Annotated in this window: 10 protein-coding genes; 4 read left to right on the forward strand and 6 right to left on the reverse strand. The window is 68.4% G+C overall.

Annotation, left to right across the window (positions count from 1 at the left end):
- Positions 1 to 5 precede the first annotated feature (5 nt).
- On the reverse strand, positions 6 to 704 hold the full coding sequence (locus A5646_RS01770) for a DUF4245 domain-containing protein (protein ID WP_067019435.1): 699 nt from the start codon (positions 702 to 704) through the stop codon (positions 6 to 8).
- Between the two features lie 55 nt (positions 705 to 759).
- On the opposite strand from A5646_RS01770, the gene glpX reads away from it, so the two are divergent.
- Genes glpX through A5646_RS01785 form a run of 3 tightly spaced genes read left to right on the forward strand, consistent with a single transcriptional unit; the run spans position 760 to position 4,366 of the window.
- On the forward strand, positions 760 to 1,839 hold the full coding sequence (glpX, locus tag A5646_RS01775; RefSeq protein WP_156749083.1) for a class II fructose-bisphosphatase: 1,080 nt from the start codon (positions 760 to 762) through the stop codon (positions 1,837 to 1,839).
- A 31-nt stretch (positions 1,840 to 1,870) separates the two neighbouring features.
- Positions 1,871 to 3,286, forward strand: a complete 1,416-nt coding sequence (locus tag A5646_RS01780) for a class II fumarate hydratase (protein ID WP_066881564.1) — start codon at positions 1,871 to 1,873, stop codon at positions 3,284 to 3,286.
- 54 nt (positions 3,287 to 3,340) lie between these two features.
- A complete protein-coding gene (locus A5646_RS01785) occupies positions 3,341 to 4,366 on the forward strand; it encodes a hypothetical protein (protein WP_067019438.1) in 1,026 nt (341 codons plus the stop codon).
- A gap of 10 nt (positions 4,367 to 4,376) precedes the next feature.
- Here the strand turns inward: A5646_RS01785 and A5646_RS01790 are convergent, their stop codons facing one another.
- The 5 genes from A5646_RS01790 to A5646_RS01810 all read right to left on the reverse strand — a co-directional run bounded on the left by A5646_RS01790 (position 4,377) and on the right by A5646_RS01810 (position 10,880).
- Complete coding sequence (locus tag A5646_RS01790; protein WP_067019448.1) at positions 4,377 to 5,840, reverse strand: adenylate/guanylate cyclase domain-containing protein; 1,464 nt, start codon at positions 5,838 to 5,840, stop codon at positions 4,377 to 4,379.
- 135 nt (positions 5,841 to 5,975) lie between these two features.
- A complete protein-coding gene (locus A5646_RS01795; RefSeq protein ID WP_067019441.1) occupies positions 5,976 to 6,851 on the reverse strand; it encodes a polysaccharide deacetylase family protein in 876 nt (291 codons plus the stop codon).
- A 55-nt stretch (positions 6,852 to 6,906) separates the two neighbouring features.
- Positions 6,907 to 8,208 (reverse strand): PhoH family protein, encoded by a 1,302-nt coding sequence (locus A5646_RS01800; RefSeq protein WP_066881567.1) that lies wholly within the window; start codon positions 8,206 to 8,208, stop codon positions 6,907 to 6,909.
- A 252-nt stretch (positions 8,209 to 8,460) separates the two neighbouring features.
- Positions 8,461 to 9,288 (reverse strand): acyl-ACP desaturase, encoded by an 828-nt coding sequence (locus tag A5646_RS01805; protein WP_067019451.1) that lies wholly within the window; start codon positions 9,286 to 9,288, stop codon positions 8,461 to 8,463.
- A gap of 122 nt (positions 9,289 to 9,410) precedes the next feature.
- Positions 9,411 to 10,880 (reverse strand): glycine hydroxymethyltransferase, encoded by a 1,470-nt coding sequence (locus A5646_RS01810; RefSeq protein ID WP_066869151.1) that lies wholly within the window; start codon positions 10,878 to 10,880, stop codon positions 9,411 to 9,413.
- Positions 10,881 to 10,996: 116 nt separating this feature from the next.
- Here A5646_RS01810 and coaA point away from each other — a divergent pair.
- On the forward strand, positions 10,997 to 11,934 hold a 938-nt coding region (gene coaA, locus A5646_RS01815), incomplete at its 3' end, for a type I pantothenate kinase (RefSeq protein ID WP_231998209.1).

Raw genomic sequence — 11,934 nt, forward strand, 5'->3', positions numbered from 1 at the left:
GTGGATTAGCGGCTTGGCAAAGGCGGTTGCGATTGCGTCGCCGACGCCAGCGTACGGAACTGATCGGTGTTTCCGGCGCCGGTTATCGCAATTTGGGTGGCGCCGCCCGGGCCGCTGAGCCGGGCCGTCCATATCGGCTCGGCGTCTGCGCCGTTCTGACCGGCGCCCTGGTAGACCACCCAACCGGTGCCGCCGACGTCCACGGTCCCCGTCGGGTAGGCCGACTGGTGAATCGAATTGACCAGCTTGTCCTCGTCGGCATTGCTCTGGGTCAGGCTCAGGTATAGCCCGGTCGGGGTGATGTACCCGACCTCCGAAACAGGCGCGTTCAGCCGTTGACCGCTCGCGGGGTCGGTCCGGCCGCCCGGGATGCCGCCGCGGTGGCCGGAGTTGGCCTGCCAGCCGGTGGGCAGCTGCGGCTGGCGGATGGGAAAGCCGAGCGCGGAGGCGTCCGCGCGCAGGGCCGCACCGGCGTCGTACGACGGGACGGGGCCCTGGTGGTGGCCGAACTGGACCGAGCACATACCGAGCATGCCGGCCAGCACGATGCACCCGATGACCAGCGGTATCAGGGACCAGAACATGTCCCGGCCGTCCTGCAACAGCCGGGGTTTGGCCGGCCTGGGCGCGGGGCCCGCTGGCGGAGACGGCGCGCCGGAGGCGCTCCCATCACGCTGGGAATTCAGCGGCGGCTCCTCCGTCATCCCCCAAGTATCCCAGTTCCAGCGGACCGATCCGCTTCTGGGACAATCGGCAACCATGACAGTTGAGGGCGACCACTCGACCGCCGCCGCCGGCGGGGCCCCCGCGCCGGGCAGACCGCGCGGTGAGGCCCCAGACCGCAACCTGGCTCTGGAACTGGTACGCGTCACCGAGGCCGGGGCCATGGCCGCAGGTCGCTGGGTCGGCCGCGGCGACAAAGAGGGCGGTGACGGGGCGGCCGTCGACGCGATGCGTGAGCTGGTCAACACCGTGTCGATGCGCGGCGTCGTCGTCATCGGCGAGGGCGAAAAGGACCACGCGCCGATGCTCTACAACGGCGAGGAGGTCGGCAATGGCGACGGCGCGGAGTGCGACTTCGCCGTCGACCCGATCGACGGCACCACCCTGATGAGTAAGGGCATGCCCAACGCCATCTCCGTGTTGGCGGTGGCCGACCGCGGCGCGATGTTCGACCCGTCGGCGGTGTTCTACATGAACAAGATCGCCGTCGGGCCCGAGGCCGCGCACGTGCTCGACATCACCGCGCCGATCGCCGAGAACATCAAGGCCGTCGCCAAGGTCAAGGCGTTGTCGGTGCGCGACATGACCGTGTGCATCCTGGACCGGCCGCGGCACGCCCAGCTGATCCACGAGGTCCGGGCGACCGGAGCCCGCATCCGGCTGATCACCGACGGTGACGTGGCCGGCGCGATCTCGGCCTGCCGGCCCCATTCGGGCACCGACATGCTGGCCGGGATCGGCGGCACGCCGGAAGGCATCATCGCCGCCGCCGCCATCCGGTGCATGGGCGGCGCGATCCAGGCGCAGCTGGCTCCCACCGACGACGAGGAACGCCAGAAGGCCATCGACGCCGGCTACGACCTCGACCAGGTGCTGACGACCGAGGACCTGGTGTCCGGTGAGAACGTGTTCTTCTGCGCCACCGGGGTCACCAGCGGTGACCTGCTCAAGGGCGTCCAGTACTACCCCGGCGGGTGCACCACCCAGTCGATCGTCATGCGGTCGAAGTCGGGCACCGTCCGGATGATCGAGGCCTACCACCGGCTTTCGAAGCTCAACGAGTACTCCGCCATCGACTTCACCGGCGATAGCTCCGCCGCCTATCCCCTGCCCTGACCGCCGATCGAACAACGAGGAAGACCCATCTATGGCCTTGAACGACTCTGATGACACCGAGTACCGCATCGAGCACGACACCATGGGCGAGGTCCGCGTACCCGCAAAAGCGTTGTGGCGTGCGCAAACTCAGCGCGCCGTCGAGAACTTTCCGATCTCGGGCCGCGGCCTGGAGCGCACCCAGATCCGCGCGCTGGGCTTGCTGAAGGGCGCGTGCGCGCAGGTCAACAAGGACCTGGGGCTGCTGGCGCCGGAGAAGGCCGACGCGATCATCGCCGCGGCCGGCGAAATCGCCGACGGGCAGCACGACGACCAGTTCCCCATCGACGTGTTCCAGACCGGTTCGGGCACCAGCTCCAACATGAACACCAACGAGGTGATCGCCAGCATCGCCGCCGCCAACGGTGTGACGGTGCACCCCAACGACGACGTCAACATGTCGCAGTCGTCGAACGACACATTCCCCACCGCCACCCACATCGCGGCCACCGAAGCCGCTGTGCGCCATCTGATTCCGGCGCTCGAGGTGCTGCATGACGCGCTGGCCGGCAAGGCCCGCGAGTGGCACACCGTGGTCAAGTCCGGCCGCACCCACCTGATGGACGCCGTCCCGGTGACGCTCGGCCAGGAATTCAGCGGCTACGCCCGCCAGATCGAGGCGGGCATCGAGCGGGTGCGCGCGACGCTGCCCCGGCTCGGTGAGCTGGCCATCGGCGGCACCGCGGTCGGTACCGGCCTGAACGCCCCCGACGGCTTCGGCGCCAAGGTGGTCGAGACGCTGGTCGCCTCCACCGGCCTGAGCGAATTGCGCACGGCCGCCAACTCGTTCGAGGCCCAGGCGGCGCGTGACGGGCTGGTCGAGGCGTCCGGCGCGCTGCGCACCATCGCGGTGTCACTGACCAAAATCGCCAACGACGTCCGCTGGATGGGGTCGGGCCCGCTGACCGGCCTGGCCGAGATTGCGCTGCCCGACCTGCAGCCGGGCAGTTCGATCATGCCGGGCAAGGTCAATCCCGTTCTGCCGGAAGCGGTTACCCAGGTTGCCGCGCAGGTGATCGGGAACGACGCCGCGGTGGCCGTCGGCGGCTTGTCCGGTGCCTTCGAGCTCAACGTCTATATCCCGATGATGGCCCGCAACATCCTGGAGTCCTTCAAGCTGCTGACCAACGTGTCGAAGCTGTTCGCCGAGCGTTGCATCGTCGGCCTGGCGGCCAACGTGGAGCACCTGCGCGAGCTGGCCGAGTCGTCGCCGTCGATCGTGACGCCGCTGAACTCGGCGATCGGATACGAGGAGGCCGCCGCGGTGGCCAAGCAGGCGCTCAAGGAGCGCAAGACGATTCGCCAGACGGTGATCGATCGGGGCCTGATCGGCGAGAAGCTGTCCGAAGAAGAACTCGACCGGCGGCTCGACGTGCTGGCGATGGCCAAGGTCAAGCCCGAAGACTGAGCCACCCCGTCATCCGATGACGGCGGTGGTCGACGAGAGTAAGGGTGGTTTTCCATGACGGCTCCTCCCGGTGGTCCCTACGGCCAGGGGCCCTACGGAAGCAATCCATATGGGCAGGACCCGAATTGGGGCGCGCAGCCGCCGGCGGGCGGTCCCGGGCCCTACCCGCAGGGTGGTCCCGGCCCTTACCCGCAGGGCGGCCCCGGGCCCTATCCGCAGGGCGGTCCCTACGCCTACCCGCCGGGCGGCCCGTACCCGTATGCGCCGCCGGGCGGCCCCGCCTACCCGAACCAGCCGTATCCCCAACCCGGACAGCAGTTTCCGCCGGGAGGCCCGGGCGGCCCGTACCCCCCGGAGCCACCGCCGGGTGGGTCCGGCTCCAAGCTGCCGTGGTTGATCGTCGCCGGTCTGGTCGTACTCGCGGTGATCGCGCTGGTGGCGACGCTGTTGGTGATGCGGGGCGGTCACGACAACAAGCCGGCCGCCGCGCCCTCGACCACGAGCACGTCGGCCTCCCCGCCCAAGAACTCCGCGCAGAACGCGACGGATTGCACCCCGAACGTGTCGGGCGGCGAGATGCCCCGCACCGACTCGATCGCCGCCGGCAAGCTGTCCTTCCCGGCCAGCGCGGCGCCGGGCGGGTGGACGGTGTTCTCCGACGACCAGGGCCCGAACCTGATCGGCGGGCTGGGTGTCGCCCAGGACGTGCCCGGGGCCAATCAGTGGATGATGACGGCCGAGGTCGGCGTCACCAATTTCGTTGCCAGCATGGACCTTACGGCTCAGGCCACGAAGTTGATGCAATGCATCGTCGCCGGTCCCGGCTACGCCAACGCCCAGCCCACGCTCGGGCCGACGAAGTCGTCGTCGATCACCGTGGACGGCACCAAGGCGGTCCGCGTCGACGCCGACGTTACGATCGCCGACCCCAGCCGTAACGTGAAGGGCGACTCCGTCACCATCATCGCCGTCGACACCAAGCCGGTGACCGTCTTCATCGGCAGCACCCCCATCGGTGACACGGCTTCGGCGGGCCTCATCGGGAAGATCATTGCCGCGCTAAAGGTCTCGAAGTCCTGACGCGGGTCGGCTAGCCGGCGGAGCCCGTCGGCGCCGAGACGTGGGTGGCCTCGGACCGCCCGCGCAGGACCGTCGAATAGCACTCGGCCCACTGCGCGCGCTCGGCCTCCCCCGCGGCATCGACGGCACCCGCCGAACACAGGATGCGCCGGTCGGAGGTTTTGGCGAGGTCCGCCAATCGCGCGGCCTCGTTGACGGCGTCGCCGATCACGGTGTACTCGTACCGGTTCTCGGCGCCGATGTTGCCGGCGAACACCCGCCCCGCGGAGACGCCGATGCCGAAATCGACCGGCAGCCGCCGCAGTTGAGACCCCAGCGCACGCGCGGTCGCCAACGCCGACGATGCCGGTTCGTTCGTCGGCAACGGCACGCCGAAGACGGCCAGCACGGCGTCGCCGGCGAACTTGTTGACCAGGCCGTGGTGTTCGTCGACGGCGTGCACCACGATCCGGAAGAAGTCGTTGAGCACCTCGGCGACCTCCTGTGGGGGGCGGCTTTCGGCGAACTGGGTGGAACCGACCAGGTCGATGAAGAGCACCGCCGCTTCGACCACGTCGCCCGACAGGGAAGCCCCCTCGTTGAGGGCGCGCTGCGCGACGTCGGCCCCGACATGGCGTCCGAACAGGTCACGCAGCCGGTCCCGCTCGGCGAGACCGGCCACCATCCGGTTGAATCCGGTTTGCAGACGGCCGATTTGGGAACGTTCGTAGGCGCCGACGTAGGTTTCCATGCGGCCGTGCTCGACCTCGGCCATCGCGTCGACGACCTCGCCGACCGGATCCGAGATGGACCGCGAGGTCAAGATCATCGTCGGCAGCCCCAGCACCAGCGCCGCCAATGACACCACCAGAATCGGCACGTCCAACGACGCGGACTTCTCGATCAGCCATCCGTACGACCGCAAGACGACCAGCGTCGCGATCACGGCAATGGGGAACGCGCTGCACAGGAACCACAGCAGAACCAGCCGGGCGTACACGCTCGGCACCGCCAGCCGCGGCTCGGCGCCAAGCGTGGCGGCGCGCATGATGGGCCGCAGGGTGCGCTGCGCGAGCAGCATCCCGGTGCCGGCGGCCGCCGACCCGCCGAGCAGCACGCCGAGGCCGATGGGCAGCAGAAGCCGCGGCCCGCCACCGAGATTCAGCAGGATGAAGATGCCGCCGGTCAACGCCCAGGACGTCACCAGGATCGCCGACTGACGGCCGGCCAGCTTCATCACGGCTTCGCGTTGTTGCGGAGTGGGTTCGGCGCCCGCGACAAACCAGCGCACGGTGGGAGCCAGGCTCACGGCGCCGGCCACCGCGACACTGACGATGCCCAGCACGATGAGCAGGATCACCGGCGCAGTGTTCTGCCGCGCGAAGTCCGCGTTGGCGCCCACGGAAGTGTGGCCCCGCAACGGAATCAGGATGGCGGCCGCTTCGACGACGGCCAACGCGTAGGACAGGCTGAGATCGAACCCGTACTGAAACAGCCATCGCCTAAAGGACTTTCGCCCTCCGGCGGCTGGCCGCTGCGCCGTACCGCGCCATCGTCGCGGAAGCCGATCCCGAAGCCAGCCCACGGTGATCACCCTACAAACGTAGTCGCGGGCGACCCGAAATGTGTGCTAGGCACCGTTGTTCGGCCCGCCGGAGTTCTGCCCAGGGATGTCGGTGATCGGGAAGTTGGGCATCGGTTTGGGCGAGGGCGTGTTGGGCAGCGTGGGGATGTCGGCGGGCGGGATGTCGTGCAGACCGTTGACCGGTGGACCGTTTTCGCGGCTGCCGTAACTGCTGCCGGGCGCTCGCGGTCCCAGCAGGTCGCTGACCGTCACCATTCGGTACCCGTTGGCCCTGAGCACCGGGATGAACTGATACACCAGATCGACGGTGCTGGAATAGGTGCTGTGCAGCAACACCACCGAGCCCGGCTTGATGTAGGTCATCAGCATGTAGCGGGTCGCGGCCGTGTTCGAGTCGTTCGCCCAGTCGAAAGGGATGACATCCCAAAGGATTTCGGCCAGCCCGTATTGGCCGGCCGTCTGACGCACCACGGGGTCGGACAGCCCGCCCGCGGGGCGATACAGGTTTGGGGTGCGCCCGGTCGCGGCGGTGATCGCGTCGTTGGCCTTGGTGAACTGGGCGGCGATGTCCTCGCGCGGGATCGTGGTCATGTTGGGGTGTTCCCAAGTGTGGCTGCCGATCTCCATCCCGGCGTCGGCGATGCGCTTGGCGCCGGCCGGGTTGGCGGCCACCTTGTTGCCGATCAGAAAGAACGTCGCCTTGGCGTCGTTCTCCTTGAGGATCTGCAGCAGCCGCTCGTCGAACGGCCCCGGCCCGTCGTCGAAGGTCAGGGCGACGCATTTGACGACCGAGCAGCTGAGGTCGTCGGCGCGGGTCACGTGACCCGTGAGCCCCCCGATCACCAGCACCGCGACCGCGGCCGCCACGCCGACCACCGTGCGCCAGTAGCGCCAGGTGAGGGTGTCGGGTCGTTTCGCCACCGTGGAAGTTTATCGAAGGCGGGCCTGCCCCGGATCGAGCGCGCTGGTCAGGCGCTCACTGCGGGCCCGCGATCTCCTCGAGCATCTCGGTGACCAGGGCGGCGATCGGCGATCGCTCACTGCGCAACAACGTGATGTGGGCGAACAGCGGATGGCCCTTGAGCTTCTCGATCACCGCGGCGACCCCGTCATGGCGGCCCACCCGCAGGTTGTCGCGCTGGGCGATGTCGTGGGTGAGCACCACCCGCGATCCGGTGCCCAGCCGCGACAGCACCGTCAGCAGGACGTTGCGCTCCAGCGATTGGGCCTCGTCGACGATGACGAAGGAGTCGTGCAGCGAGCGGCCGCGGATGTGGGTCAGCGGCAGCACCTCGAGCATGCCGCGCGACAGCACCTCCTCGAGCACGGCCGGGCTGGCCAGCCCCTCGAGGGTGTCGAAGACGGCCTGCGCCCACGGGCCCATCTTCTCGCTCTCGCTGCCCGGCAGATAGCCCAGCTCCTGACCCCCGACGGCATACAGCGGCCGGAACACCACCACCTTGCGCTGGGTCCGGCGCTCGAGCACCGCCTCCAGACCGGCGCACAGCGCGAGCGCCGACTTGCCGGTGCCGGCCTTGCCTCCCAGCGACACGATGCCCACCGACTCGTCGAGCAGCAGGTCGAGCGCCACGCGCTGTTCCGCCGAGCGCCCGCGCAGCCCGAACACCTCCCGGTCGCCGCGAACCAGCTGGACGCGTTTGTCGGCGTTGACCCGGCCCAGTGCATGCGAGCTGCCGCCGAGCAGCCGAACGCCGGTGTGGCAGGGCAAGTCTCGCGCTTCGGCCAGATCGATCTCGCCGTCGGTGAACAGCGCGTCGATGTCCTCGGTGGCCGTCTCGATCTCGCGCATGCCCGACCAGCCGGAGGCCACCACGTCTTGGGCGTGATACTCGTCGGCGGCCAGGCCCACCGCGGCGGCCTTGACCCGAAGCGGAATGTCCTTGCTGACCAACGTGACTCGCTTGCCCTCGGCGGCCAGGTTCGCGGCGCAGCTGAGGATCCGGGAATCGTTGCTGTCATTGCGGAAGCCGCTGGGCAGCACCGTCGGGTCGGTGTGGTTGAGCTCGACGTGCAGCGTACCGCCTTGTGTCCCAATGGGAATGGGCTGATCTAGGCGACCGTGTTCCAGCCGGAGATCGTCGAACAGCCGCAACGCCTGGCGCGCGAACCAGCCCAGCTCGTGATGGTGGCGTTTGGCCTCCAGCTCGCTGATCACCACCAGCGGAACAACCACCTCGTGTTCGGCGAACCGGCTGCACGCCCAGGGGTCGGACAGCAGCACGGAAGTGTCGATCACGTAGGTCCGGATTTCGGTCACGTAGCGCTCCTCGAGCGGGATGAGCCCGCGCGGACCCGCACAGGCATGTCGACGGGAACCGCAGCACCAGGACCGGGGCCGGTCCTTCCGTTGTGGTGACGGGAGGTGCCGCCCTGGCAGCAGAGCTTGACGCTGACCATCGAGAACGACGCTACTCCCGTGGTCGTCCGCCCGCTGTGCAGGCGCGCCGACGTTGCGGAGCGCGACCACTCCCAGTGGGTGGTCGATGTGGTGAGGTGGGTGCGGGCCGGCCTAGCCGACGACGAATTGCCGCAGCTGGGGCTCGTCCGCGACTCCCCATGCGGCGATGCGGTCGGAGATCGTCTGGCGCAGCTGCTCCGGACCGAAAATGCCTGCCTCGTCGACGTTTCGCACCTTGTCCGCATATGCGTCGATGTCGGCGCCGGGCACCTGAAGGTCGGCCGCGCGGGCGGCGATCGCCGCGATGGTCTCGTCGCGGGTGTACTCGAGGCAGTGCGCGACGAGGTTGGAGAAGAACAGTTCGTGCCGGCGCTCGTCCCGGGCGATCCGGTCGACCAGGCCGGCCAGGATGGGCTCCTCGAGTTGCGCGGCCAGGTTCTCGCAGAACACGGCGTGGGTCCGTTCGACGAACGCCATGTGCACCAGGATCTCCACCTGCGAGTAGGTGTCGGCGCGGTAGCCCTTCATGACGTACTGGACGCGGGCCTCTTCGTTGGCGGTCGGGTCGACCTCGCGGGTCACCACCAGGTACTCGCGCAACGCGATGGCGTGCAGGTGCTCCTCGGCGGTCCACCGGCCCAGCCAGCGGCCCCAGTAGTCCTCGAGGATGAAGTGCTCGACCAGCTCGCGGTGGTGCGCGGCCAGGTTGTCCTTGAGCAGCAACATGATCTCGCAGGCGTCGGTCAACGGCCTCGGCAACGTCATCGACGACGGGTCCCAGTCGCGCCCACCGAGGAAGGCGAAGTTCTCGCCCCGTTCGAACGGCACGTAGTCGTGCGCGAACCAGAGTTCTTCGGTGGACAGGTGGCGGTCGATGTTCGCTTCGACGACCGGCTCAAGTTCCAGGGTCAGCGCGTTAGCGACAGGTCTTTCGGCCATGAGATAACTGTAACCCGCGTACACAGGTTCATGAAATCGGCCGGGTCGTGTCGCGCCAACTGGTGACTTAGGTCCTCAGGCCCGTCCCGCCGGGCACTCTAGAGCCCCTCCTACGGCGAAGCCTAGAGCGCGAGGCCCGGGTAGAGCGGGTTGGCGTCCAACAGTTCGGCCGCGGCCGCGCTGACCCGTTCGGCGGTGCCATCGGCCAGCGAGTACTTGGCCTTGGAGGTACCTTCCGGCTTCGTGTTGGCCAGAACATCGACGATCAGTTCGGCCACCCGGTCGAAGTCGGCCGGACCGAAGCCGCGGGTGGTCAGCGCCGGGCTGCCGAGCCGGATGCCACTGGTGTACCAGGCGCCGTTGGGGTCGGTGGGGATGGCGTTGCGGTTGGTGACGACGCCGGCGTCCAACAAGGCCGACTCGGCTTGACGTCCCGTAAGGCCGAACGATGTGACATCGAGCAGCACGAGGTGGTTGTCGGTGCCCCCGGTGACCAAGTGGGCATCGCGCTTGAGGAAGCCGTCGGCCAGAGCCTGGGCGTTGTCTGCGATCCGCTGGGCATAGGCCTGGAACGCCGGCTGCCGCGCCTCGGCGAGCGCGACGGCCTTGGCCGCCATCACGTGCGACAGTGGCCCGCCGAGCACCATCGGGCAGCCCTTGTCGACAGCGTCGGCGTACTCGGGTTGGCACAGGATGAGGCCGCCGCGGGGACCGCGCAGCGACTTGTGCGTCGTCGTGGTCGTGACATGGGCGTGCGGCACCGGATCCTCGTCGCCGGTGAACACCTTGCCCGCCACCAGGCCGGCGAAATGCGCCATGTCCACCATCAGGGTGGCGCCGACCTCGTCGGCGATCTCACGCATCGTCGCGAAGTTGATGCGGCGCGGGTAAGCGGAGTAGCCGGCCACGATGATCAGCGGCTTGAACTCGCGCGCGGCGGCCGCAACGGCGCCGTAGTCGACGAACCCGGTGTCGGGGTCGGTGCCGTAGCTGCGCTGGTGGAACATCTTGCCGGAGATGTTGGGCCGGAAGCCGTGGGTGAGGTGGCCGCCGGCATCCAGCGACATGCCCAACAGGCGCTGGTTGCCCAACTTGTTGCGCAGCTTCTCCCATTCCGCCTCGGACAAGTCGTTGACGTGCTTGACGCCGGCATCGGCCAGGCCCGGCGCCTCGATCCGGGTGGCCAAGATCGCCCAGTACGCAACGAGGTTGGCGTCGATGCCCGAGTGCGGCTGCACGTAGGCGTGCGGCGACCCGAACAGCTCACGAGCGTGCTCGGCGGCGACGCTTTCCACGGTGTCGACGTTCTGACAGCCCGCGTAGAAGCGGTGTCCGATGGTGCCCTCGGCGTACTTGTCCGACAGCCAGGTGCCCATGGTCAGCAACACCGCGGGCGATGCGTAGTTCTCGCTGGCGATCAGCTTGAGCGAAGCACGTTGGTCGTCGAGCTCTTTGCGCGTCGCCGCGGCGATGCGCGGTTCGACGGACTCGACCACCTGCAATGCGGCGCGGTAGGCAGCGCTCGCGGTGTCGGCGTATTCGGCGCCCGGCGACGTGGTCGAGGTGGCGGTGCGGGTCAAGTCGGCTGACATGAGAACGAGACTAGTCGGCCGATTAACCCCACAGCGAGGGCGCTCGGCGCTATCCGGCGTCGAGTTTTCGCCAGCCCAGCCGTCGGGCTTTTCGGCGCTGCTGTAACACTTGCACTATGCCGCGGCTTAGCGAGCCGAGCCCTTATGTGGAGTTCGACCGAAAGCAATGGCGTGCGCTTCGTATGTCGACGCCGCTGGCCCTCACCGAGGAGGAGTTGGTCGGCCTGCGCGGTCTGGGTGAGCAGATCGACTTGCTCGAAGTCGAAGAGGTCTACCTGCCGCTGGCCCGGCTCATTCACCTGCAGGTCGCGGCGCGGCAGCGATTGTTCGCCGCCACCGCCGAATTCCTCGGCGAACCGCAGCAAAACCCCGACCGGCCGGTGCCGTTCATCATCGGGGTGGCCGGCAGCGTGGCGGTCGGCAAGTCCACGACCGCCCGTGTGCTGCAGGCGCTGTTGGCGCGCTGGGACCACCACCCGCGGGTGGACCTGGTCACCACCGACGGCTTCCTGTACCCGAATGCCGAGCTGGAGCGGCGAAACCTGATGCACCGCAAGGGATTTCCGGAAAGCTACAACCGGCGGGCGCTGATGCGGTTCGTGACCTCGGTCAAATCCGGTTCGGATTACGCCTGCGCGCCGGTGTATTCGCACCTGAAATACGACATCATCCCGGGGGCCAAGCACGTGGTCCGCCACCCGGACATCCTGATCCTCGAGGGTCTCAACGTGCTGCAAACCGGTCCGACGCTGATGGTGTCGGACCTGTTCGACTTCGGCGTGTACGTCGACGCCCGGATCGAAGACATCGAGCAGTGGTACGTCTCGCGGTTCCTGGCCATGCGCAGCACCGCGTTCGCCGATCCCGAATCGCACTTCCACCACTACTCGGCGCTCAACGACACCAAGGCGGTGGCCGCGGCCCGCGAGATCTGGCGATCCATCAACCGCCCCAACCTCGTCGAGAACATCCTGCCGACCCGGCCGCGCCGTCAGAGCTTGCGCAGCCGCAGCCGGTTGATGGAGTGGTCGGCGTCCTTGCGCAGCACCAGGGT

This window comes from Mycobacterium sp. 1245499.0 (assembly GCF_001673615.1).
GTDB lineage: Bacteria > Actinomycetota > Actinomycetes > Mycobacteriales > Mycobacteriaceae > Mycobacterium > Mycobacterium europaeum_A.